Genomic DNA, 24705 nt, shown 5'->3' with positions numbered 1-24705 from the left:
TTTTTTTCTATCTTGGAGGGCGGGGTTTCCCTCACGGTAAATCATCCTGTTCCTGAATAACCTTCTGCAATGCATCACGATCTGCGGCCCGAGACAAACTTTCTTTGAAGGCGCTGTTTTTCAAAAAACGAGAAATTTTGGCCAAGGCCTTTAAATGAAGGCCGGCGCAATCTCCCGGGGCGATTAAAACAAAAAAATAAAAAGCTTCTTTACCATCCATGGAATCAAAGGGGATCCCCTGGCGAGACCGGCCGAAAGCGATGATCATTTGATCTATGTTTTTCATTTTCCCGTGGGGAATGGCAAAGCCTTCCCCAATTCCGGTACTGCCAAGACGTTCCCGGTCCAGTAATACCTGCAGCACCTCTCCGGATTTCGTTCCGGGGACATGCCCGGCAATCAGATCGGCCAGTTCGGCCAATACCCCTTCCTTATCCTGGGCCTTCAGCTCGGATAAGATCAGAGCGGGATCTAAATAGTGACAAATTTTCATAAAGACATTCGGGAATGACAAAAAAGCGTCGCCGTTGTGTTAACTCGCCGGTTCAATCAATCCAAAATTCCCATCCTTCCTGCGATACAAGACATTGATCAACCGGGTTTTGGAATTGGTAAAAACCATAAATTCGCTATTCGAGAGTTTGAGTTGTAAAGAAGCTTCTTCTACATCCATCGGTTTGGCCAGGATCCTCTCGGTCTTTACAATCTGAGGAACTTCTTCTTCAACTTCTTTTTCCTCCCCTGTTTTTTTCTCTTCTGTTAACCCTTTGGTCATCCCCTCGGCTTTATGTTCTTTGACTTTTTCCCGACGCCTTTTGACCTGTTTTTCTATTTTATCCAAAACCATATCTATGGCCGAATATAAGTCCCCTGTTTCTTCCTGGGCCTTTATTTTCATCCCATTAGCCGAAATGGTCACATCAGCGGTATGTCTGAATTTTTGAATGGAAAGGACCAGATAAATTTCTATCGGCTCGTCCATATATTTTTTGAGGCGCGCCATCCGGTTTTCAGCATAGCCTTTAAGATGGTCCGAGGGATCTACATTCCGGAAAGATACAGAAATTTGCATAATACCTCCTACTCCGAACGGGTCGGAAAAATTATTTAGAACGCATCCATTGTTCCATGGGAATTTTTTTTCGCTTATTAGAGGGAAGGAGACCCAAGGCTTCCCGATATTTGGCCACTGTTCGCCGGGCAATATGGATATTCTCTTTCAAGAGAAGTTCGGTAAGTTCCTGATCACTCAAGGGGTGGGTCTGATCTTCCCCGGATATCAAGAGCCTGATCCTTTCTTTGACACTTTCTGAGGCTACGGTTTCTCCATTGGCCCCGGCCAAAGAACTGTTGAAGAAAAATTTTAATTCAAAAATCCCCTGGGGAGTATGGACATATTTATTGGTGGTCACCCGACTGATGGTCGATTCATGCATTTGGACCTCTTCGGCTACATCTTTCAGGATCAGGGGTTTCAAATGAGAAATGCCGTGATCCAAAAAATCATGTTGAAATTTAAAAATACTCTCAGCAACCCGATAGATGGTCCGCTGCCTTTGATGAATACTCTTGATCAGCCAGATAGCCGAACGCAGCTTTTCTTGAATATAATCTCGGGTGGTTTCTGATACGGCTCCCCGCTGACTTAAGGCCTGTTTGTAAAAGGCGTTGATCCTCAAACGGGGAAGGCCGTCTTCATTTAAAACAATATGGACCTCCTCCCCTACTTTATAAACGAAGATATCAGGACTGATATACTGAGACTCTTCGTCGCTGTAGAGTCGTCCTGGTTTGGGGTCCAGGTGCAAGATAACTTCTATGGCCGGGATAATCTCTTCGATCGGGGCTTGTAAAGCCCGGGCTATGGCCTGGTAATTTTTGGTTTCCAGGGAATTCAAATGGTCTAAGATAATCGACTCCACCCAGGGATTCGAATGGGTCAAATGCCGGGCCTGGATCAGCAGACATTCTTTAAGGTCCCTGGAGGCGACCCCCAGGGGATCAAATTCCTGAATACGCTTCAAAACCCTTTCTGCCAGGTCCATATCCAATCCGGTACTTTGAGAAATCTCTTCCAAAGAGGCCTTCAGATATCCGTTACCATCCAAATTCCCTATGATCTCCGATCCCATCCTCTCCTCTTCCGGGGTCAAATTGGAAAGAGAGAGTTGCCACATGAGGTGGTCGGTCAAGGAGGTTTTTTTGGAAACCATGTTTTCATAAGAGGGGATGTCCCGGTCTTCGGAAATATCTTCACTGCGAGGGGTATAATAATCGTTAAGATAATTATCCCAATCCATATTTTCGAAGGCCTGTTCCCCGATATTCACCTCGGGCTGTCGATCTTCGACCTCGGCCTCCGAACCGCCCTCGGTCTTTTCAACCTGCGAGGCTTCCAAGTCCTCGCTCAGGGCCTCTTCCAGGACCGGATTGGCTTCCAATTCCTGGTGCAGGTTCTCCAGGAGCTCCAGTCGGGAGAGCTGCAGCAGCTTGATGGCCTGCTGCAACTGGGGAGTCATGATCAACTGCTGGCTCAGTCTGAGTTGTTGTTTGATCTCTAAGGCCATCAGAGTAATTGAAACTTTTCTCCCAGGTAAATTTTTCGGGCCGTTTCGCTTTCGGCCAACTCCTGGGGAGTCCCTTCTTCCAGGACCTTCCCTTCATGAATGATATAAGCCCGATCACATACGGAAAGGGTTTCCCGGACATTGTGATCAGAAATCAGAATTCCGATATTTTTAGCCTTTAACGCCTCGATAATGTTCTGGATATCATTAACGGCCAAGGGATCGATCCCGGCAAAAGGTTCATCCAACAAGATAAAAGACGGTGAAGTGACCAGGGCCCTGGTAATCTCGACCCGCCTCCGCTCCCCGCCGGAAAGGGAATAGGCTTTATGTTGGTCCAAATGGGTCAGCTTGAGCTCCTTAAGAAGCCCGGCCAATCGGGTTTCCCGTTCTTCAGCCGAGATATCCAGGGTTTCTAAAATAGCCATTATATTTTCCCCAACGGTCAGTCGGGTAAAAACCGAGGGTTCTTGAGGCAGATAATTGATGCCTTTCCGGGCCCGAAGATACATGGGCAAATCACTGATATTTTCCTGGTTCAATAAAACAGTCCCCTGGTTGGGTCGGGTCAGGCCGACGATCATATAAAAAGTCGTTGTTTTGCCTGCACCGTTCGGGCCTAAGAGCCCGACAATTTCCCCCTCGGTCAGATGCAGACTGACCTTGTTAACCACCGCTTTCCGGTGATACATTTTTACCAGGTCTCGAACGGCTAATTGTTTCATTATTTCTCTTCTTGATGAATAACAGCCTGGACTCGATTAGAACCCTTACCGGTGACCAGGCTTCGATTCTCCTTTATCCAGACGGTGATCTCTTCTCCTTTGACCAGGTTCTTCCCCTGCCAGACCTTGGGATTGCCCGATAGAACGATGCGCTGATCCGCATTATAAAAAGTGGCTGTTTCTCCAGTAGCCACATCTTTGCCATGAACGATCTTGACTTGGCCCTTGGCTACAATCTTATCTACCCGGTTCTGGCCGGCAGGACTTTTCTTTTCGTTCCGGTTCGGTTGAGCGGCAGAAGGTTTTTTATCGGTCTCTTCGGTATAATAAATCACCATGGTATCACAATAGATCAGAAAGGGATCTTTACCCTGTTGTTCCTGCCTGGCCACAACATTTCCCGAGAAGGTAGCCAGTTTGTTTTTATTATCCGCTTCCAGGGTATCGGAGGTGACCACTATGGGGCGATTGCTTTCCAAGGGGTCCTTTTCTTTCCCATTCACCAAACCCGGCAAAAAGGATCCGACCAAAATGAATCCAATAATTCCGTAGAACAGAAATCCTTTTCTTATTTTTTTTCCCATTCCCCCCCTCCTTTCATCCCCTTCCATGATCGGGGACCCCCGACCTTCGGTCGGGGACCTTCAGAAAACTTCTCTTTGACAGGCGCTCCGTATCTGCGAATTTATCTCTAACTTTATCAGGATTTAAAAAAAGAATGGTAAAAAAGCATTCTGGCCCTTTTTTTAACCCAAAGCTTCTGGGAATCCAGGTTCATAGTGACCCCCTGACCATCCAGGGAAATATTGGGGCCTTTAAAAGAGAAATGCCCTTCTGTGAAGACCTCCCTCTTATCATCCTGATATTGAAGGGAAGGGGCCTTGAGTTCATAGCCATCCGGGGTTGAAATAACCACTTCCCCTTCAATGAAAACATTTTTTTTTTGCGTATCCAGTTTCCCCAGGTTCCCTACCAGGGTGATAGGACCTTCCCCCTTCGGGAAATAAGTCAATATTACCTTTTTAAAAGAGACCTGGTTTTGAGACTGCTGATAGGTCACCGCCTCGGCCTTCAATTCCCACAACTTAACCCCTTCCTTGACCTGAACGAAATTGATCTCCTGCATACCTATTTGGCCGGGAATCCCTTTTTCCGCCTGGACCTTAGGTGGGGGGGATGGTTTCTGGATTCGAAAAGCATATAGGCCGATCCAGAAAGCAACGACACACAGAATGCCGATGATCAATATATTCTTTAGATTTTTCACGTCAAGATTCTTATTAAATTCTCATGTCCTAATACTACAGCGACATTTTTCCCGTCATTCCCGAATGTCTTTATCGGGAATCCAGGTTTTTCAAGAGATCGTTTTTCATCCTTGCAACTTGCATCTTGTGACTTGAAACTTTATTTTTTTTATTGGCCAATATAACCAAATCTAATCCCCCGGTCAATGGATTCCTGCCGCTTTCCCCCTCCCTCATCCCACCACCGAAGAGAGTGAAGGCTTGGGAATGGGGGTCACCACGAAGCATGAAAATGTCTTTCGCCGACCCCTGGCCCCTGATCCCTGAACCCTATTTTCGTATTAATCCATAATCCCCAAGAATAGCTCCCCATTTGCCCTGGGCTTTGAGAATAAACTCGGAGACTTCCCGCACAGCCCCGTTACCCCCGGCTGTCCTGGTCACATAATCGACCTCCTTTTGAACCAAAGGATGGCCATTGATCACACTGATCGACAAGCCGACCCTTTTAAGCAGAGGCAGGTCAATAAAGTCATCCCCCATAAAGCAAACCTCTTCTTGATCAAACTTTGTTCTTTTCAGGATCATTTCAAAAGTTTTTATTTTATCTTTGACCCCTTGAAAAAGAAGGGAAATACCCAATTCCTTTGCTCTGGCCTCGACAGCCCGGGAGGATCGTCCTGACAGAAACCCCACTTCCATCCCCCACCTTTGAAGCCACCGAATACCCTGGCCGTCCTGGACGTGAAAAACCTTAATCTCCCTGCCGTTCTCATTATAAAGGATTCTGCCGTCCGTCAGGACCCCGTCCACATCAAGCAGAAGCAGACGAATTTTTTGGGCCTTTTGAAGAAGGGCCTTCTGATTCAAGTTCATACTTCATTCCGATCAACCGGCTCTGTATAAATTAGGACGCTGATTTTCGCAGAGCTACATATCGTACTCGTCACTCCAGGTAGTTCCCAACTCATGAATCGCCATAAGAGAACGTAAAAGGTCCTCTAATTTATTCAAAGGCCAGGAATTGGCCCCGTCACATAAGGCCTTTTCCGGTTCCAGGTGGACCTCCAGGAAGACCCCTTGCACACCGGCTGCAACGGCTGCCCTCGACAGAAAAGGCACGAATTTCCGTTCCCCACCGGATTCCCCTTCACGGCCTCCAGGCAGTTGAACACTGTGAGTGGCATCGAAGATTACAGGATACCCAAAACCGGAAAGAATCGGCAAAGACCGAAAATCCACCACCAAATTATTATATCCGAAGGTGGTTCCTCTTTCAGTCACCAGAATTTGGTCATTACCGGTTTCGGTAATTTTATCCAATACAAACCGCATATCCCAGGGAGAAAGAAACTGCCCTTTTTTTACATTGACCGGCCGGCCCGTCCGACCGACGGCCGTCAACAGATCGGTCTGACGGCACAGGAAAGCCGGTACCTGGATCACATCCAGGACCTGAGCGGCCTTTTCTATTTCATGGACCTGATGGACATCGGATAGAACCGGAAGTTCAAAGCGGGCCCGTATAAAATCCAGGAGATCCAATCCGGCTTCCAGACCGGGACCGCGAAAACTGTGGATCGAGGTTCTGTTGGCTTTGTCGTAAGAGGCCTTAAAAACAAGGGGAATGTTCAGCCGTTTCTGAATTTCCTTGAGCTCACGGGCGATGGCTACGGTAGTCGATTCATCTTCTATGACACAAGGGCCGGCAATTATCAGGAGCGGGGTGTTCTTGCAAACCTTCCATGGCCCTATACGTATTTCTTTCAATAGGATTCTGCCCGCTTAATGACTTTGAGAATTTTTCAAGGAATTTCGTATAAATTCCCTGAACAGGGGGTGGGGACTCATGGGACGGGATTTAAATTCCGGGTGAAACTGACATCCCAGAAACCAGGGGTGGTCGGGCAACTCGATAATCTCCACTAAAGATCCGTCCGGTGAGAGTCCGCTCAAAACAAGTCCTTTTTCCGTCAGTATTTTTTTAAAATCCATATTAAATTCATAACGGTGCCTATGGCGTTCAAATATATCCTCTTGGCGATAACTCTCGAAGGCCCGGGTGTCGGCGACCAGTTTACAAGGATAGGCCCCCAGACGCATCGTCCCCCCCTTTTCCGAAGTTTCATCCCGATGACGGACCTGACCCGATCTGTAATCATACCAGTCCCGCATCAAATAAATAATGGGATAAGGGGTATCAGGCAAAAATTCGGTGCTGTGGGCAGAAGGTAACCCGGCTACATTTCTGGAAAACTCTATAGCCGCCAATTGCATGCCCAGACAAATCCCGAAAAAAGGGACCTTATTCTCCCGGGCGAATTGAACGGCCAGAATTTTCCCTTCCACCCCTCGATACCCAAACCCGCCGGGGATAAGGATTCCGTCAGACCGGGACAGGATTTCAGTCCCTTGCTTTTCCAGTTCCTCGGAATCGATAAAATCAAGAATGACCTTGCAATCATTGCCAATCCCGCCATGGAAAAGGGCTTCATTTAAACTTTTATAGGATTCCCTTAAATGGATATATTTACCGACTATGGCGATTTTAACCGAATGGCTCAGATTTTTTATCTTCTCGTTCAGGGCAATCCAGTCTTCCAGACGGGGGGCCCGGGTCCAGATGTTCAATCTTTCGATAATCTTGTCATCCAAACCCTCTTGATGAAAGACCAGGGGGACTTCGTAGATACTTTCCACGTCCTTGGCCGTGATGACCGCATCCTTTTCAACATTACAAAAAAGGGCGATCTTGCCCTTTATTTCATTTGAAAGGATCTTTTCGGTTCGACAAAGCAGGATATCCGGCTGGATACCAATACTGCGAAGTTCCTTGACACTGTGCTGCGTGGGTTTGGTTTTTACTTCTCCGGCAGTCTTGATATAAGGGACCAGGGTCAGATGGATATAAAGGACGTTTTCCTTTCCTACATCCGATTTGAATTGACGAATGGCTTCAAGAAAGGGAAGGCTCTCAATATCCCCGACCGTGCCGCCGATCTCAATAATAGCCACATCGGTTTCATTGGCCATCGACAAGATGCTGTTCTTGATCTCGTCAGTGATATGGGGAATCACCTGGACGGTCCCTCCCAGGTAATCCCCTCTGCGTTCCTTAGTGATTACGGAATGATAGATCCGGCCGGTGGTAAAATTATTGTCCTGAGTCAGTTTGACCGAAGTGTACCGCTCATAATGTCCCAAATCCAGATCGGTTTCGGCCCCATCGTCGGTTACATAAACCTCGCCATGCTGGAAGGGATTCATCGTCCCGGGATCTACATTAATATAAGGATCCAGCTTTAGAAAGGTAATTTTCAGCCCCCGGGATTCCAGAAGGGCCCCCATGGAGGCCGAAGCCAAACCTTTACCCAGAGAAGAGAGGACGCCACCGGTTACAAAAATAAATTTTGTTTTCATTTCCCCTTCCTATCCTTCATCTGAACGGAACTTATACCAAATCGAAGAAAATGTCAACTTAAGTGACGCCTTTCTCCTTTCCCTTGAAAAAAAAAATAAAAACTATTATCATGGGATTACCTGGTTGAAAAAAATATAAAAGATTCAAGGCCTGAATCTCTCTCGGACCTTGAACCCCAAACTTCTCAATATTACCAAGGAGGGCCGATGCAAGTCAAAAACTGGATGGTCAAAAAAGTGGTTTCCATTCCCCAAAACGGTCATATCGTGGAGGCCTTGTCCTTGATGAAAAAATATTCCATCCGGCATCTTCCTGTAGTGGAAGGGAAAAACCTTCTGGGATTGATTACCGAAGGCGACCTCCGTCCGATCATGATCCCCCCCCTGATGGAAGAAATGCGTGTGGACCAGATTATGATCAAGAACCCGGTCACAGTCGGTCCGGATGAATCTCTTGAAGAGGCCGCCAGGTTGATCTACCGCTACAAAATCGGAGGCCTGCCGGTTGTCGACAAGGGGAAATTGGTAGGGATCTTAACGACACCGGATATTCTGGCGGCCTTTATCCAGTTGATGGGCGTCCTGGAGGCCAGTTCCAGAATGGATATCCAATTGGCCCCCAGGCCTAAGGCCTTTGAAGAGGCTTCGGGGATTATCCAGAAAAAAGGAGGGGAAATCATCAGTGTCGGCATGATGGGCAAAGGGGAAAAAAAGAATTATATCTTCCGGTTAAAACGGTGCCCCTTGGACCCGATCATCCAGGCCCTGGAAAAGAAAGGCCATCGCATTACCTCTTATGTAGAATGATTAATAAAAACGATACTGGTTCCTGGTTGCTCGATACTTGTTACCAGATCTCCAGTCACGAGTAACCGGTAACCAGGAACGAGCAACCAGGAACGTGCAACCCGCAACGAGGAAGAACACATGTCTCCTTCGAAAACCAAAACCCTGATCAATTTCTTAAAGCAAAACCAGCCCGGTGTCGTAGCCTTTTCCGGAGGAGTTGACAGTACTTTACTCCTTTATCTGGCCCGGGAAGCCTGGTCTGCCTCCCCGTTGGCCCTGACCTTCGTTTCCCCTTTATTGACTTCAAAAGAACGGGACCGAATTCAAAAATTGATTGAATTTCTTGGGGCCCGACTGCATCGGGTAAAAACCAGGGAATACCTAAACCCGATGTTTAAAAAAAATACTCCAACAAGATGTTATTATTGCAAGAAATCAAGAATTAAAGAGGCCCGCCCTTTTTTGAATCAAAAGGAGATTAAATTCCTTCTTGATGGGACCAATGCCGACGACCTGAAGGCCCATCGACCCGGAATCCGAGCTTCCCATGAAGCCAAGGTCATTAGCCCTTTTGCCCTTTTTGGCTGGACTAAAAAGGAGATTCGGCAGGTCAGCCGGAGTCTGGGTCTGCCTACCTGGGACCAGCCTTCTTCCCCTTGTCTGGCCACACGGGTTGCCTATGGTCAACCCATTACCCTCCCTTTACTCAAGCGCCTGGCTTATGGAGAGGACCTGTTGGCCAGGATGGGGTTCAGTGAAAGCCGGCTTCGGGTCCATAACCTACTGGTCCGAATCGAAGTCCCGGAAAAAGAATTCCCGCTTATCTTTGACCCTCAGAAGAAAAACGACCTCTTGTCCCGCCTGACTGCCCTGGGTTTCAATTACATCACCCTCGATCTTAAAGGATTTCGGTCGGGGAGTATGGATGAAGCGATCAAAAAGCGGAAGAGGATCGTCCCGCCAGGCGAAGGGGCTTAATAAAAAGTATCTGTTTAGGTTTTTCGAAATTCAAAATACTTTCTTGACAGGATTTACTGGATTACCTGGATTTTTATGCCTTTCCCGAAGAAAGGCACAAACCACATCGTCCTGCGGACAGAACCTTAGTTTCACGGGAAACGGATCAAGGTTGCTCAGAGTCTTTCGGAACTCGAGTAAAGTGCATGTAAAACCTGATAATCCTGTCAAATATTTTTTTTCAAAATCCTAATGTGTAATAATGAAAGGCGTTTCATGGAATTTCCCGATCAAATCAGTAAAAAGGCCAGGATAAGGGAAACCATGGCCCAGATTAAAAATAAGCTCCTGGTCCTGAGTGGCAAAGGAGGGGTAGGGAAAAGCACTGTAGCGGTTCATCTGGCTGTTGCTTTATCCGACAGAGGATTTTTAACAGGCCTTTTGGATATCGATCTGCACGGCCCGAGTATCCCCAGGATGCTGGGGCTTTCCGATAAACGGGTTACAGCCGAGGGGGGGTTACTCATACCCTTAGCCTATAGCGAAAAATTAAAGGTCCTATCCATGGCCTCCATCCTGGGGGATCAGGATACGGCGGTTATCTGGCGGGGGCCGCGTAAGGGGGGGGCCATTCGGCAACTCCTGGGGGAAGTCCTTTGGGGGCCGTTGGATTTCCTGGTTATTGATGCCCCCCCGGGGACCGGAGACGAGCCCCTTTCCGTGGCTCAATCCATTCCCGGCGTTAAGGCTATTGTGGTAACCACCCCCCAACAAGTGGCCATCCAGGATGTGCGAAGGTCCTTGCAATTCCTGGATAAGTTATCTCTGCCCATCATCGGAGTGATCGAGAACATGAGCGGTCTCATCTGCCCCCATTGTCATAATGAAATTGACCTTTTTAAACATGGGGGAGGTGAGGCCCTGGCTCAAGAGTGGGGAGTCCCTTTTTTAGGCAGAATTCCCCTTGAACCCGAGCTGGTTTCAGGGACTGATGCCGGCCGGCCCTTTTTCACAGGTCAAGAAGATTCAGCCGTGGTCCGGGCCTTTAAACACATCGCCGAGGAGGTGATCAGGCAAAGGTAAGAATAAAATACAGGCCATAGGCTATAGGCAAAAGAAAAGGGAAAGCTGTAAAATGGTTTGGCCCATAGCCCATAGCCCATAGCCTATAGCCCATAGCCTCCTTTATTTCTTAGAAAAATAGATAGGACCGAAATAGGATTCGGCTTTGCCCTGGGTATGTTGCGTATTAATATACAGGGCTATTGCCCCCACCTTGGGCGGCTCTTTCTTGAATAACCTTTTATAATCCTCATAGACATTTCTTTTTTCCTGAACCCACTGATTCAGCTTTTCAGGACCGGCCTGAAGGACAATGACCTTGGATTTTGACCAGGCCGGGCTCTCCCCTTCCCTGCCTTTGTTTTTAGGATTGCTTTCCCAGAGATAGCCGACCAGTTCGGTATTCAGCTTGGCCGGAAAACGAGGGAATAAGACATAGACCTGAGCGGCCTGATCATCGGTCTCTTTTTTAAGAAAATCGCCTCGTTCCGGAAGATCGGTTACTTTCCATTTCCAGTTCAGATAGGGATAATCTTTGATACTAAAATCCATTTCTTTTTTTATACCATAAGAGGCGTTAGTGGACCGGAAATGGATAAAAGCGTTCTCGCCGGATTTCTCCATGAGTATATCCGGGGTCCCGGTCTTTTCCTCTAATTTCCAATCCTCCGGAATATTATCTGCCGAATGGCCGCCGGAAAATTTTTCCACCCATAATATCCCTTCCTGGGCCGAAGGGCTCAGGATTAGAGTCAAACATAGAGTGATACAAAAACCAAACCATAATCCTTTTCTCATTAATTTTTCTCCTTTACCATCTGCTAATGAAATTACGATCTTGTCATATTTTATTTATAACCCATTTCCTATTTTTTTTCAAATCCCGAGTAATTCCATTCGATCGGCGAAAAATTGTTTTTGCAATATCAAAGAGAAAGTTTTAATATGTTTAAAGAATTCAAAAGAAGGAGGTCCTTATGGCTCAACCAAAAGTCCCCATCAGACATTACCAGCAATTAGCTAAACTCTTCCCCGAGGCCATCTCCGCCCTTGAAAACCTTGGCACAGCCGTTCGCGATTCCGGTCCGTTAAAAGGGAAAACCGTCGAGCTTATTCAATTAGCCGGAGCGGCAGCCGTCCAGTCCGAAGGCTCGGTCCATTCCCATACCCGCCGGGCTATTCAGGAAGGGGCCACAAAGGAAGAAGTCTATCACACCTTATTGCTTCTGATCTCGACCATTGGGTTTCCCCGCACCTCGGCGGCCATGCGCTGGGCCGAGGATGTCTTGAGCAAGGGTAAAAAGAAATAATTATGCCCTTTATTTCGGTGCGGGACATCCAGGTATATTACGACGTTCAGGGCACAGGTCCCCGTTTGTTAGGCATCAGCGGTACGGGCGGAGATTTGCGCCGTTCGCCGACGATTTTTGACTCGCCCTTAGCCAGGCACTTCGAGATCCTGGCCTATGATCAACGCGGCTTAGGTCGAACCTCCAAACCGGATATCCCTTACACCATGGCTGATTATGCTGCCGATGCCGAAGGGTTGCTGGAGGCTTTAGGCTGGGACTGCTGTTCAGTCATGGGGGTTTCCTTCGGGGGGATGGTGGCCCAGGAGTTGGCCCTCCGTTTTCCGGACCGGGTGGAACGACTGGTCCTGGCCTGCACCAGCAGTGGTGGAGCCGGCGGTGCCTCTTATCCCTTGCATGAACTCTTCGACCTCCCCATGGAGGAATATGTTCACCGCATCCTCGTTTTAAGCGACACCCGCCGTGACCCAGCCTGGCAGGCTGCCAACCCGGAGCAATTCCAGACCTTGATCAACCTGACCCTGACAGGTCTTAAAGTAGGAGTCGACGAACCCGGGCATCGAATAGGCGCCTGCCGACAACTTGGGGCCAGGGTCGATCATGATACTTATGAGCGACTTTCCACTTTAAAAATCCCGACCTACCTTTGCAGCGGTCTATACGACGGCATCGCGGCCCCAGCCAACCTCAAAGCCATGCAGAAAATGATCCCGGGGGCTCGGTTGGAACTTTTCGAGGGAGGGCATCTATTTTTTCTGCAAGATCCGCGGGCCTTCGAAAGGATAACAGCCTTTTTGATGGGTGATTTGGATGAGTAAAACTTTCTAAAAAGATAGACTGGTTATGGAGGTTATAGAAACTATGGAAGGATGGACCGAAGAGGAAATCCGAAACAAGGATTTAATGGCCCCCTGCGGCTTATATTGCGGGGCCTGCGGCGTTTATATCGCAACCAGGGACGGAAACGAGAAATTCAGGGCCATAATGGGAAACCTCTATGGAACGAAACCGGAAGAAACGGCCTGTCTGGGATGTATGCAGCCCGATCCTCCGGAAATAATGTATAAGTATTGCGCCGCCTGCCCGATCAGGGATTGCATAAAATCCAAAGCCTATTGCTCCTGCCATCAGTGTGCCGATTGGCCCTGTACTATAACCGATAACTTCGGATTTGCCACGGGCCAAAGGGTCATGAAAAGGGCTATCCCCCTCTGGCGCAGCAAGGTGGCTGAGTATGGTGACGAGAAAGGCAGCGAGGAATGGGCCCGGGCGGAATTGGAACGCTATCACTGCCCGGATTGCGGCAACCCCCTTTTCAGAGGGGCTCAGCACTGCCGGGTTTGTAAAAAACCGGTAGCCGATGGATTGGATGGATCCCTATGATTGATAATTACTGAGGCAAACTGATAGGCGCTTAGTAAGCGAACATCGACTAAGTTTTGTCGATCAGGTGAGCTGTGCCCCTCTACCGTTATTCCGGCAAGATTTAAGCCGGAATCCAGGGACTTTGATTTGCAATTTTCTTAATAAACCTGGATTCCTGATAAAGACATTCGGGAATGACGAAAAAGGGGATCTACAGTGTTAAGTCAACTGCCCCATCAGGTGCCACCTCTTCCGGGATAACTCCCGGACGAAGCTTAAGCGCTTAGGCCCTGGATCTGCAAATTTATCTCTGACATTTTGAGTTACAGGTTGCGGGTTATCAAGCTTCCATCTTCTCAACCCGTAACCCACAACTCGTAACTCATAACAGAGGCATTTTAAATATCTTTTGTTTGACTTTAAAAGGAGTTACAGAATATCTTTCAATCCTTCCATCAAGTCTTTCAAGGCCCTCTCAACCTCAGGACCCACTTTCTTTAAAGGTGCTCTCGGCTCACCACCGAAATAGCCCATCAGATCCATGGCCGTTTTCAGCCCGCTTATACCATAAGTCACGGTGACGGCATTGGCCATGGGGGTAAGCCGGTTCTGAAGCTCTCGGGCCTCAGCGTATTGGCCTTCCATATAAAGGTCTATGATCCGGGTGCACAGCTCGGGGAGAGCATTGGCTACCGCCAGAATGCCGCCGACCGCACCGACGCACAGGGCCGGGAAAAGGACCGGAGCGGAGCCGACAAATACTCCGAAATTTTTGGTCGACTGATGGATAATCCGGCTGAGTTGGTCGATATTACCCGAACTGTCTTTACAGCCGATGATGTTCTGGTGTTTGGAGAGCCGGGCCAACAGGTTCGGATCCATGTTGACCCCCGTAAACTGGGGCACATTATAAACGAGAATGGGAATACGGGAGGCCTCGGCCACGGCCCAAAAATGCTCATACAGGATTTGGGCCGTCATGGACCCCTTAAAGTAGTAAGGGGTCACCACCAGGGCCAAGTCGGCCCCTATTCGGGCAGCCTCATTGGTAAACCGGATGGTTTCAATGGTGGATTCCATGCCTGTCCCCACGAGCATAATCTTCTCTTTGGGGATAGCCTCCCGGGAGACTTCGATAACCTTGATCTTTTCCGCTTCACTCAGATAGACCGCTTCTCCATTCGATCCCAGGACCAGGTATCCGGAGAGCTTGGTCCGGTTCCACTTCTGGAAATTCTCTTTTAGCCGATCATAGGCCACTTCACCCCCGACGAAAGGGGTGGTGATGGGGGGCATTATGCCATGCAATTTCATGATTCCTCCCTTGGAAGGTTTAAGGTTCAAGTATTAGGTTCAGGGTTCGGAGAAACCCATTTTCATGCCTTGAGCTTTGATTTCAGCTTTCAGCTTGAGCTTTTTCCCAATCACCGAACTCCGAACTCCAAACTCCGAACTAAATTTTTATTACTAACGCAGCACCGCTCTGAGTGCCGCAAGCAACCGCTCCACATTCTCCTTCCTGGCCGTATGCCCCATGAGCCCGATACGCCAGATTTTACCTGCCAATGGTCCCAAGCCGCCGCCGATCTCGATTTTAAATTCGCTACGCAATCGTTTTCGGATTGACAGTTCGTTCACCCCATCCGGGACGCGGACGGCGTTCAACATGGGCAGACGAAAGGGTTCTTCCACCAGCATCTTCATCCCCAACCCTTCCAACCCTTTTACCAATTCCAGGTGGCTTTCCAGGTGGCGCTGAAAGACCTTTTCCGGCCCTTCTTCAAAAATCAGCAAAAGGGCTTGATAGAGGCCATAAAGCATGTTCACCGGGGCAGTGTGGTGGTAAACCCGATTCTGTCCCCAATATTCGGCAATAAGGGTCAGGTCCAGATACCAGTTGGGTACTTTCGTTTTACGGCCCTTCAACTTGGCCATGGCTTTGTCGGAAAATGACAGGGGCGCCAAGCCAGGAGGACAGGAGAGGCATTTTTGGGTGCCGCTGTACAGTACATCGATATTCCAGTCATCCATGCGGACCTCCAATCCCCCCAGACTGGTGACCGTATCCACCAGGTAAAGGGCTTCTTGTCCTTCGAGGAACCTCCCGATTTCGGCAACGGGATTCCGCACACCGGTAGAGGTCTCGGCATGGACTACGGCAATGATCTTATAAGATTCCTGTCGGATCTTTTGCGCCACCGCCTCCGGCTCAACCGGAGTCCCCCAGGGAAACTCCAGGACATCCACCTGGGCCCCCAGCCGGCCCGCCACGTCCTGCATCCTCATACCAAAGACACCGTTTTTGAGAATCAATACCCGGTCGCCGGGTTCCACCAGGTTCACAAAAGCGGCTTCCATGCCGGCCGAACCCGTTCCTGATATGGGGATCGTCAGGGTATTTTGGGTATTCTTAATCCGGCGGAGCAGGGACTTTAGTTCTTCCATGATATTCAGGAAATAAGGGTCCAGATGCCCCAGGGTCTTTTGGCTTAAGGCCCAATAGACTTCAGGGGGAACACAAGAAGGGCCGGGGCCCATCAGTAAAATTTCTTCAATACCGTCCAACAAATTCTTCATAGTTCTTCTCCTGAATAGCGTTAAAATTTAATCTGTTAACGAAAATATCTTATTTTCTCCTTAACATCTTTTCTGGCCATGGTCCCGGGAGAACCGGCGGCCTTTCCAAGACAGACAATCGATATGGGAGATTTTGCCGGATCGATCCCCAGGATCTCCCCCAAGGCCTTCCGATCAAACAGGGTGTACCATAAGGTCCCCAGATCCAGGGCCTGAGCGGCCAGCATCATATTCTGGATGGCCGCGGCGCAGGCTAATTGGTAGGCCACTCCTCCGCCCTCCATAAACATATCGGCCCCGGTCTTCTGGGGATCGCCCACCACAACAATCAGGACCGGCGCTGACTTGAGAAAATCCACCTGATAGCGGTCCAGCCACTTCCAGCCGCTTTTTTCAAAGATCCATTTCCGACGGCCGTCGGCCTCGGCATAAATCTTTTCCTTCATTTCATTGCCGGTGACCACAATAAATTCCCAGGGCTGGGCATTCAAAGGGGATGGCGCCCAGGTAGCGGCCTCCAGGATCTTTTCAATGGTGGCCTCCTCCACCGGGTCGGGTAAAAAATTCCGGCAACTCCGTCTTTCCTTAATCGCTGTAAAAAGATCCATCTTCAGGCTCCTTTCTATCTGTTTTTCTCCCTGGTTTCCGAACTGCTCGTGTGTTTCAAAAACCAAAAGCGAATGGGGTCTATAAGTCAATAGTTTTTCAATTTCCAGATCAGAAAATTTCAATTGTCGAAAGACTCGTTTACAGTAAATCGGGTCCAGCGTCTTCTTCCCGGTTTGAACCGGGGCAGAATATCTCTTGCTTTCTACTACCCTGGCATAAATAGCATGGTCGGTTGATCCCTGCCGAACAAAGCCTGCCCCGCCCTTTTCAAGAAGTCTTATCAATTCCTTGCTCGATAGAGATGGAATATTAGACATAAGAAGGAACCTCATGGATTTCCAGCGGCTTCAGGATAAAACCTTCTTCCGGTTCCTTAATCCAGTCTGGTTCCGTATCTCCTAAAAATTCAATAAAATCCTCAATCGGCATCGGATGGGAGATTGTCTCCGGATGATCCTTGAGGTCGGTGAGATATAATTCTATGGTTCCTTTTAAATTCTTCTCCACATCAGCCAAGGTGTCCCCACGAGCGGCCACATTCAGCTCTAAACAAACGGCCACATATTCCAGCTTGCTCTTGCGAACGATAACGGTATACTTCTTTCGCATAACGATCTCCCTTGCCTCAAAAATTAAATAACCACAGAAACAAATACGATTAAATCTTCATGCCCGAGGGGACTCCCCGAAACATGAAAATGGGTTTCTCCGAACTTTGAACATTGACCGTTGAACCTTGAACGGCATTTTCGAATCAAACCCGATCTTACTCGAAATAGTCCGCAAGTTCAACAGGAAGCTGGGTGGTGTCAACCTGAAAAAGCTCGATCAAAACATCGTCCGGGGCCGGGACCATGACATATTTCCAGAATCCAAAATCAACGATCCCTTTCTGAAAATGGACTCCCATAAACTTTAACCGTTCAATCACCGCCTCGATATCATCGGTCTGTATTCCGAAATGATGGATATTGCCCCTGACCGGATGCCTGGGCGGCTGATCATAAAGATGTACCCTGCCCTTCCCGATCCGGATAAAGATATTTCTGGCCCCGGCCATTTCCAGATCGGCAACAACCTTTCCCCCAAAGCCATCGGTATAAAATTGAATGCTTTTCTTTACATCGGAAGCAAAGAGATGGACATGATGGACATGACAGATCAAATTCAATCCTCCTGACCGGATTGTCACGATGACAAATCCTGCATATTGGGTGGACTCCGATTGAGGATTTCCGGAATCGGAAGCAATGCCCGCGGTTTACCCGTCTTTAGAGTTCAGAGGAACAGAGGTCAGAACCCTGATGGGGACAAAACAACCCGAAAACCAACGTTGTTGAGCCTGCTGACGGGATAGTTTCTGCTACGGTACGCGGAACGGAGGTTCCTATGATAACTGAAGAACGCCCCCCCGCGCAGCACCGGGGCTTTTTCCTTTAAGGTCTTCTTGTTTGTCCTCTGGTGTATCGAGATAGGGCTTAAAGATGCTTCCCGTCCATTCCCAAACATTCCCGGCCATATCCAGACAGCCAAAAGGACTTGCACCACCAGGAAAACACCCCACGGCACTGGTAGTTCCAATCCCTGTGTCGCCATAGTTCGCCTTATTCGGATCAACCTGGTCACCCCAAGGATAAATGTGACCATCCGGTCCTCGGGCCGCCTTCTCCCATTCGGCCTCGGTTGGAAGCCGTATTTCCCATTGTTCTTTCTGTACCCGCCTGGCTATCGGCTCCGGGGTGGCAGGGCTGTTTTTCAATTGCACCGTCAACCACCGGCAGTAAGCCCGGGCATCATTCCAGGAGACATACACCACGGGATGGTTCTCTAAACCCTTAAGACTATCTTCATCCTTTGGCTTGTGTCCACTTTCTTGCACAAAGGCCTTGAACTGGGCCACGGTCACAAGATACTTGGCCATATAATAGGTTGACAGATAGACCTCGTGTTGCGGCATTTCAGCATCATAAGCTTCTTTGTCCCGGTTCTTGTCGCTGCCTATCAAAAACGAACCTTCAGGAACCTCCATAAATCCCAGCAGAGGCTCATCAGGCAAATACCAGGTATCGGCCCGAAACCGCGGGTCACCCAACTTGGCCAGAGTATTGCCGGCGACAACGCGCTCTCCTTGGGCAAGTACTCCCCTCTCTAACCATTCTACCAGCCATTTCCGAACACGACTTATAATTTTTTCGTATCTGGACCTGGCCCGTACGGTATCAAGACCGATCTCGAGTAAGGCCTCACCCGCCAGATTTGCGGCCCTCCAGGCCTTCTCTGATATATCCTCCCCGGGTACATCGTCAAAACACAGAGCATCGACAACATCTACCGCTACATGAATCATTTTCTTTGTCCTGGACATGATCCCTACGGCCCAGAGTACAACCTCACGCCATTGTCCATAATTTTCATGAGCGAAAGAGGCAGCATCATCAGGGAAATTGTCCTGAACAGCAAGGAAAGCACCTGCGAGGTACTCCTGATAGCTCCTGTGAGGGAAAGCGTACATCCCTGGACCTCTCTCAACCAGTAGACCGGCTCTCTCTTTTATGTACTTTGCCACTTCACTGGCCTTGTCCCAGCTACCCTCCAGGCTGTCTTGTAAAACTTCAAGTAGTTGAGATTCTGCTATATCGGCAACACCCTCCGGGTTTCCCTGGGAATTGTGGGCCACAAAAGCCACGCGCTCCAAGGCCGATTCCAGCGTTTTGGCACCCACTATCTTTGTTATTCCGCTTTCTTTCCCGAGCCTGCCCTCTTGCCAACGAACCAGAAGAAGTCTCACCATTTCTTGATAAAGATCCACACGGTCATCCGGGAGCTTTCCCCATGAAAATTGAAGGGACGCCATCATTGTGAGCTGTAAAGGATTCACTGCAAGAGGCATCAAATCAGGTCTTTTAGCCGCTGTCTGCAGCCAATGGGTTAGTTCTTTTGCTTCTGAACGATTTTTCCACCCCAAACGGCAAGTCTCTTCATACCAATGGCTGACCAGAGTATCGATCTGGTCTTGATTCAGGGACGCCAGAGTGTGGGCTGCAAATCCCTTTAATTGCCAGGTGGTATCCTGATAGGCATAGGTCCGGCCGGTCACCAAGTACCGGTTTTGCGGGTCTCGGTGACTCCTCACAAAATCTACCAAGGTGTCCCGTACGGCCTCACGCATTCGCGGTTCTGCCACCTCATCCAAACCGTCAAAAAGGAACAATACTCCTCCTGCCAAGGCTTGTTTTCGGAGATAAGCGGTCAACTCCGGGAAACACTCGTCTGTCAAGCAATCGGCAAGGAAGCCCCAGATTCCGGCGCTCTTTCCAGTGCAATGCCGACTGGCAGCGAAATCACGCAATGTTACACGGATCGGCAATAAAGCTCCGTGGGTCCACTCCGGTTCAATTTTTTTAAGCCACTTTTCTCCAAATTCCGGTTTGGATTTGCCCATTTCTTCAAGTCGGGCCCCGGCCAAGCAAAGGGCCAGATAGTTTGCAAATGTAGATTTACCGCTTCCCGGATCGCCAAGAAGAACAATCTCCCTTTCCCGGTCAACCGCTTGCAAAGCGGAAAGTGATTTGGTTTCGGTTTGCAACTTTAGGGTGACTTTCCCCTTTTTGTTCTTAATTTTCCAACCGGATTCATCCATTTCCTGAATAATTGAACGCGTATTTAATCCCACATACAATGACTGCAAGTTCATGATGTGTACGCGCGTCCTTTCTGCGGCCAAGGGATCTATAGTACCGAGGGGCAAGGCGTTACATATTTCCTGCATCCTTTGGAGATAGTTTTCTTCCAGTAGTGACATGTCAATGTCTTTAATCCTTGGGACCGAAGGACCCTTCTTTCTATTCTTTTTTGCCGACTTTTTTGCCGAAACCGAAAATTGGAACTTGTACTGTCCATTCTTTGCGTTTTTGTAGGTTTGGGTATCCTCAGTCCAGAATCCGCCACTACGATCCGAAAACATCCGCAAAAACAAAATCCCCCTACCGGTTTTTAAATCCAATTGAACATAGTTATAGGAATTTCGAGACTGACGGGTTTCATAGCAAGCACCGGCCGCCACGATCATGGAGGAGGCATCCGGTGTCGACTCAAGCCCAAGACCTGCATCGTGAAGATGCCCGTGGAGGATGAAGTCGCATTTCTCCATCAACATGGGCATGCAGTGGTCCCGATCAAACTTCCAATACCAGTCAAAGGGATGATGCATGAGGGCAATATAAAGATCTGCCTTTGGAACTTTTTCGAGGACTTCCTTGACCTGGCGTTCCCCTAAAACTAATTTTCCGTATTCCTCCCCTTCTCCCCGGGCAAGAATAGCAGAATTAAGCCCCAACACAGCCACTTTGTGCTCCCCGACGGGAAGAATCTTTTCATAGAAATAATGGTTTTGATCAAACAAAAGGCATTCTTCAAAATATCCCTTCACAAATTTTCCGAATTTCTTTAGCCTCTTCAATAACAGGCTTCTGTCCCCCTTGCTCGCCAGGACCTCATTCACAGATTCCTCATCTTTCAAAGATGCTGCCATGCCTATCACACCCCGTGTGATAGCGCTCCTGTCCACATCGTGGTTCCCCGGTACAATAAAAAGCCGGTCTTTTTTCCCGACAAGTCCTGCGGCCTTTAATAAATCATCTAAAAAGGCCTTCGCAAGGGTATATTCCTCTTTCGACCCGCTAAAAGCAACGTCCCCGGTCACGACAATGAAATCAGGAAAAATGGCATTTTCTTCTCTCCTTTGCCGGATATCTTCAAGTAACTTCTTCAGAACAAGGTCTTGGTCCCAGGTGTGATTTTTATTCGATTCATCAACCCGAAAATGCAGATCCGACAAGTGCAACCAGGTTATTTTGCTCACGGCCCCTCCGTTGGTCCTTTATCTTTTGAACACTCCCCTTCCAAAAACCGCCTTGCGCAATCCCACGGTATTTCCATACCGAAACCATAGTGGAGCCAGAACAACACGAAACCCAAAATTGTAACCCCTGCTGACGGGATTAAGCCTGTTACGGTACGCGGTACGGAGGTTCTCGTTGAACGCCCCCCCGCGCAGCACCCGGGACTCATCTCCTGATGGGCTATTCAGGCACCACTCCGAAATATTCCCAGCCAAATCCATACAGCCATAAGGTCTTCCATCACAAGGAAAACAACCCACGGCACTGGTTGAACCAATCCCCGCGTCATAAGAATTCGCCAAATTCGGATCAGCTTGGTCACCCCAGGGGTAGATGCGACCTTGCGGTCCTCGGGCAGCTTTCTCCCACTCGGCCTCCGTTGGAAGGCGTATTTCCCATTGTTCCTCCTGTATCCGCTTTGCTATTAGCTTCGGCGTGGCTGTCCAGTTTTGCAACTGCTCCGTGAGCCATCGGCAGTATGCAAGGGCTTCATACCAGGTGACCCCTACGATGGGATGATTAGGAAGATTGAAAGGTACACCATAATTATGAGGTCTCTCACGAAAATCGGTCTCCCTTGTTTCCTTAATCTTACCACTCCTCCACACTTCAGCCTTCTCTGCCTCCTTCCAGTATCGATCTTGGCTATACCCGCCATCCTCAACAAACATCTCATATTGGGCCATGGTCACAGGATACCTGGCAATATAATAGGCAGGAAGAAAAACTTCATTAGGGATCTCTACAAATCCCAGTAGAGGCTCATCAGGCAAATACCAGGCATCGGTCCGAAACCGCGGGTCCCCTAACTTGGCCAGTGTATCCCCCGCAGAAACCCTTTCTCTGGCAGCCAACCGACCCAAGCTCAATATCTGGACCAATCTCCCTCGGATTCGATCTCTCAATTCCACGCCCATTTCCATCTGCTCAACCCGGTTGACACCAATCTCCAGGATGATGTCTCCGGCAAGCCAGGCTTTGTACCACGAGACATCTTCATCCTTCAATTCCTTCGGAGATAACTCACTCAAAAGCACAATGGATTTTTCAAGTTCCCCATTGACATAAAACAACCGTCCGGCCGCGAGAAGGATGACATCGCGCCAAAGGGCCCCCTCTCCGGCCAGCCCGGCCGCCTTCTTGGCAAAATCGGTTTGTATGGAAAGATGGGATGCTGCGAGATACTCCTGAAAAGTGCGGTGTGGGAAACTATATACTCCAGGCTCTCGTTCCAGCAGCAGCCCTGACCTCAGCTTGATGGCGTCAATCATTAGCTGAGACCAATCCAAACTTTTAGTCGGATGAAGCTCTGCCAGGGCCTTTTGCAAATGCCACTCCTGTATGTCCGCCCGGGAATCTCCTTTTTTGGCACCGCCTGTTTCCTGGGCCAGGAAGGCCAGATGCCAGAGCACCCTTCTGAGGTCTGCATCCGTTCGTCCGGCCTCCCAAAGAAGCTCACTTAGACGTGGTAACGACTTCTCTCCTCCGATAGCCTTGTTCTGGTCCCAGCGCCAAAGCAATATATCGACGGCTTCTTCGTAAAGCTTGGCCCTGGCATCAGGGAGTCGGCCCTTGTGGGTATTCACCAGGGCCATAACGGTAATCAAAAGGGGATTGGAAGCCAGTTCACGGATATCCGGCCGCCTCATTGAATCTTCCAGTCCTCTTTTTAATGTTTCGGCCTGGTCGGTTTTAAGCGTGCCAAGATGGACCAATTCTGTGTACCAGGCCTTAATAAATCGGCTTATCATGTCTTCATCAAAGGCCGCCAACTCAAGATACGGAAACTCATTTAGCTTATAACCTTCATGCTGATACGAAAGGACCCGACAAGTGACAATCAAGCGTGTCTCGGGATAGCGTTTGGCAAAGGCGCGTATGGCCTCCCGAACAAAAGCGCTTCTGGCTTTATCCGGGATTTCATCCAGACCATCGAGCAAAACAATAACACGACCCTCCTCAAGAACCCGTTCGAGGGGAGCCGCCACAGATTTTAGGTTCTGGGCTTCCAGGCGGTTAACAATGAAGTTCCACAGGTGACAGGGCTCGGCCGTCGTATCGCAGGTTCGACTCCATTGGGCAAAATCTCGTAGAGTCACCAGAACAGGGATAAGGTCGGCCTCTGTATCCGGCCAAATGGAAAGACGGGCCAACCAATCGCTTTGAGGTTCCAGGCGATGGGCCGCTAAGCATAAAGCAAGATGGTTGATAAAGGTGGTTTTGCCGGAGCCGGGGTCCCCAAGCAGCACCATCTGTTTATTTTGAATAGCAGCCTCCAGGGCACTCAATGGCCGGGTTTTCTGTTCTTCTTCCGGAGAAGTGGCTCGATTTTTTTTTATCCTTCTTTTTTACCAAAATAAGGGCCTTTGTATTCAAATCAATATAAACCCGGGCCAGATCCATGCGTTGTTGTTTGCTACCCGGATCACTGGCTTCGATATCGAGTCCGCGCATCGGTAAGTCTCTAATATCGTCCCGGAGAACCCGGCAGTAGGTGAACAGAGCCTCATTGGTTTCTGAACCTAAGGCACTGAGGTATCCTTGATCGAGCAGGTATTGGGATTGGTTCCCTCCTCTGGTAGCCAGAATCTTCCCTGGTTGAATGATGAGGGTCCCTGGTTGAGCAAACCGGATTAGTTCCACAAGCTGTCCCATCCTGCCCGCCATCTCCCGCAGGAGTTGGGTCTGCTCTAATAGTTGATTAGTCTGAATAATGCCCTGCAATTCCGGTTCAGTAGTAGCAGCGGCCAGGAAGGCGGCTTCAAAACTCGTTATCGATTCTTCGAAACTTAAAACCGGCAAGGTCTCCGGATCGTACCCTGCGTGCTCAAAGAGATATTTCAATTCGGACACATCGGGCAGATTTCCCTTGAGTAGATCCCTGAATTCCTTGCCCACATCCTCATCAGCGGCGAAGCGCTCAAAAATATCGGCCAGAAGTTGTATTTCCTCCGGTTTATCGGTTGTCGCTTTGGCCAGCAAAGCGATCGTTCCGGCCTGTACACATCTCTCCAGGGCCTTCTCTTTCTCACTGAGGCTGAAGGAATCCTTAAGACGTCCTCCCAGGGCCTTTAAAATCACAACAGTCAGGTCTGCAGCCACTTTGGATAAATACCCAATTTCAAACGGACCCATATCCCCCCACTTTTTCTCGGAGAATTCTTGTTAGATTTATT

The 24705-nt window shown here is 49.0% G+C and carries 24 protein-coding genes; 6 read left to right on the top strand and 18 right to left on the bottom strand.

The genetic code is table 11. The features are described from left to right. Positions 1–31: 31 nt before the first annotated feature. From HY879_11585 to HY879_11545, 9 genes are all read right to left on the bottom strand, one after another. Entirely contained in the window at positions 32–493 is a 462-nt protein-coding gene (locus HY879_11585) for a PTS sugar transporter subunit IIA (protein MBI5603987.1), read from the bottom strand. Positions 494–532: 39 nt separating this feature from the next. Continuing rightward, on the bottom strand, positions 533–1072 hold the full coding sequence (raiA, locus tag HY879_11580) for a ribosome-associated translation inhibitor RaiA (GenBank protein MBI5603986.1): 540 nt from the start codon (positions 1070–1072) through the stop codon (positions 533–535). Positions 1073–1103: 31 nt separating this feature from the next. After that, on the bottom strand, positions 1104–2567 hold the full coding sequence (gene rpoN, locus HY879_11575; GenBank protein MBI5603985.1) for an RNA polymerase factor sigma-54: 1464 nt from the start codon (positions 2565–2567) through the stop codon (positions 1104–1106). Further along, entirely contained in the window at positions 2567–3292 is a 726-nt protein-coding gene (lptB, locus tag HY879_11570; GenBank protein MBI5603984.1) for an LPS export ABC transporter ATP-binding protein, read from the bottom strand. Before lptB ends, rpoN begins: the two co-directional genes overlap by 1 nt. After that, positions 3292–3876 carry a hypothetical protein gene (locus tag HY879_11565; protein MBI5603983.1) on the bottom strand — a complete coding sequence of 195 codons (585 nt, stop codon included), beginning with the start codon at positions 3874–3876 and terminating at the stop codon, positions 3292–3294. The genes lptB and HY879_11565 overlap by 1 nt, the downstream gene beginning before the upstream one ends. Positions 3877–3992: 116 nt before the next feature. Further along, positions 3993–4559, bottom strand: coding sequence for an LPS export ABC transporter periplasmic protein LptC (gene lptC / locus HY879_11560; protein ID MBI5603982.1), 567 nt, complete (start codon positions 4557–4559; stop codon positions 3993–3995). A gap of 310 nt (positions 4560–4869) precedes the next feature. Next, positions 4870–5415, bottom strand: coding sequence for an HAD-IIIA family hydrolase (locus tag HY879_11555; protein ID MBI5603981.1), 546 nt, complete (start codon positions 5413–5415; stop codon positions 4870–4872). 54 nt (positions 5416–5469) lie between these two features. Then, a complete protein-coding gene (gene kdsA / locus HY879_11550) occupies positions 5470–6315 on the bottom strand; it encodes a 3-deoxy-8-phosphooctulonate synthase (protein ID MBI5603980.1) in 846 nt (281 codons plus the stop codon). Between the two features lie 9 nt (positions 6316–6324). After that, complete coding sequence (locus HY879_11545) at positions 6325–7959, bottom strand: CTP synthase (protein MBI5603979.1); 1635 nt, start codon at positions 7957–7959, stop codon at positions 6325–6327. Between the two features lie 207 nt (positions 7960–8166). Here HY879_11545 and HY879_11540 point away from each other — a divergent pair, with 207 nt between their 5' ends. The 3 genes from HY879_11540 to HY879_11530 all read left to right on the top strand — a co-directional run bounded on the left by HY879_11540 (position 8167) and on the right by HY879_11530 (position 10788). Then, positions 8167–8766, top strand: a complete 600-nt coding sequence (locus tag HY879_11540; GenBank protein MBI5603978.1) for a CBS domain-containing protein — start codon at positions 8167–8169, stop codon at positions 8764–8766. Between the two features lie 120 nt (positions 8767–8886). Further along, positions 8887–9726 (top strand): ATP-dependent sacrificial sulfur transferase LarE, encoded by an 840-nt coding sequence (gene larE / locus HY879_11535; protein ID MBI5603977.1) that lies wholly within the window; start codon positions 8887–8889, stop codon positions 9724–9726. A gap of 255 nt (positions 9727–9981) precedes the next feature. Beyond that, positions 9982–10788 (top strand): Mrp/NBP35 family ATP-binding protein, encoded by an 807-nt coding sequence (locus tag HY879_11530; protein ID MBI5603976.1) that lies wholly within the window; start codon positions 9982–9984, stop codon positions 10786–10788. Positions 10789–10890: 102 nt separating this feature from the next. Here HY879_11530 and HY879_11525 read toward each other — a convergent pair whose 3' ends face one another. Continuing rightward, a complete protein-coding gene (locus HY879_11525; protein ID MBI5603975.1) occupies positions 10891–11565 on the bottom strand; it encodes a DUF3047 domain-containing protein in 675 nt (224 codons plus the stop codon). 179 nt (positions 11566–11744) lie between these two features. Here HY879_11525 and HY879_11520 point away from each other — a divergent pair, with 179 nt between their 5' ends. Genes HY879_11520 through HY879_11510 form a run of 3 tightly spaced genes read left to right on the top strand, consistent with a single transcriptional unit; the run spans position 11745 to position 13460 of the window. Continuing rightward, on the top strand, positions 11745–12077 hold the full coding sequence (locus tag HY879_11520; GenBank protein MBI5603974.1) for a carboxymuconolactone decarboxylase family protein: 333 nt from the start codon (positions 11745–11747) through the stop codon (positions 12075–12077). A 2-nt stretch (positions 12078–12079) separates the two neighbouring features. Continuing rightward, a complete protein-coding gene (locus HY879_11515) occupies positions 12080–12895 on the top strand; it encodes an alpha/beta fold hydrolase (GenBank protein MBI5603973.1) in 816 nt (271 codons plus the stop codon). A 43-nt stretch (positions 12896–12938) separates the two neighbouring features. Then, positions 12939–13460, top strand: coding sequence for a DUF3795 domain-containing protein (locus tag HY879_11510; protein ID MBI5603972.1), 522 nt, complete (start codon positions 12939–12941; stop codon positions 13458–13460). Positions 13461–13871: 411 nt separating this feature from the next. Here the strand turns inward: HY879_11510 and HY879_11505 are convergent, their stop codons facing one another. From HY879_11505 to HY879_11470, 8 genes are all read right to left on the bottom strand, one after another. Further along, a complete protein-coding gene (locus HY879_11505) occupies positions 13872–14756 on the bottom strand; it encodes a dihydrodipicolinate synthase family protein (GenBank protein MBI5603971.1) in 885 nt (294 codons plus the stop codon). Positions 14757–14909: 153 nt separating this feature from the next. Continuing rightward, positions 14910–16019, bottom strand: a complete 1110-nt coding sequence (locus HY879_11500; protein MBI5603970.1) for an alanine--glyoxylate aminotransferase family protein — start codon at positions 16017–16019, stop codon at positions 14910–14912. A 35-nt stretch (positions 16020–16054) separates the two neighbouring features. Continuing rightward, entirely contained in the window at positions 16055–16945 is an 891-nt protein-coding gene (locus HY879_11495; GenBank protein MBI5603969.1) for a nitroreductase family protein, read from the bottom strand. Next, the gene (locus tag HY879_11490; GenBank protein ID MBI5603968.1) at positions 16938–17237 is read right to left on the bottom strand and encodes a type II toxin-antitoxin system HicB family antitoxin; all 300 of its coding nucleotides are present in this window, start codon (positions 17235–17237) and stop codon (positions 16938–16940) included. Before HY879_11490 ends, HY879_11495 begins: the two co-directional genes overlap by 8 nt. A gap of 157 nt (positions 17238–17394) precedes the next feature. Beyond that, positions 17395–17793 (bottom strand): VOC family protein, encoded by a 399-nt coding sequence (locus HY879_11485; GenBank protein ID MBI5603967.1) that lies wholly within the window; start codon positions 17791–17793, stop codon positions 17395–17397. 222 nt (positions 17794–18015) lie between these two features. After that, positions 18016–21489: an SUMF1/EgtB/PvdO family nonheme iron enzyme gene (locus tag HY879_11480; protein MBI5603966.1), complete on the bottom strand. Its 3474-nt coding sequence runs from the start codon at positions 21487–21489 to the stop codon at positions 18016–18018. A gap of 18 nt (positions 21490–21507) precedes the next feature. Further along, complete coding sequence (locus HY879_11475) at positions 21508–23817, bottom strand: SUMF1/EgtB/PvdO family nonheme iron enzyme (protein MBI5603965.1); 2310 nt, start codon at positions 23815–23817, stop codon at positions 21508–21510. After that, on the bottom strand, positions 23786–24664 hold the full coding sequence (locus tag HY879_11470; protein ID MBI5603964.1) for a hypothetical protein: 879 nt from the start codon (positions 24662–24664) through the stop codon (positions 23786–23788). Before HY879_11470 ends, HY879_11475 begins: the two co-directional genes overlap by 32 nt. Positions 24665–24705: the final 41 nt, after the last annotated feature.

It is taken from the genome of Deltaproteobacteria bacterium, from assembly GCA_016219225.1.
GTDB lineage: Bacteria > Desulfobacterota > RBG-13-43-22 > RBG-13-43-22 > RBG-13-43-22 > RBG-13-43-22.
The sequence above is the reverse complement of the archived record's forward strand: the minus strand, read 5'-3'. Positions and strand labels throughout refer to the sequence as shown.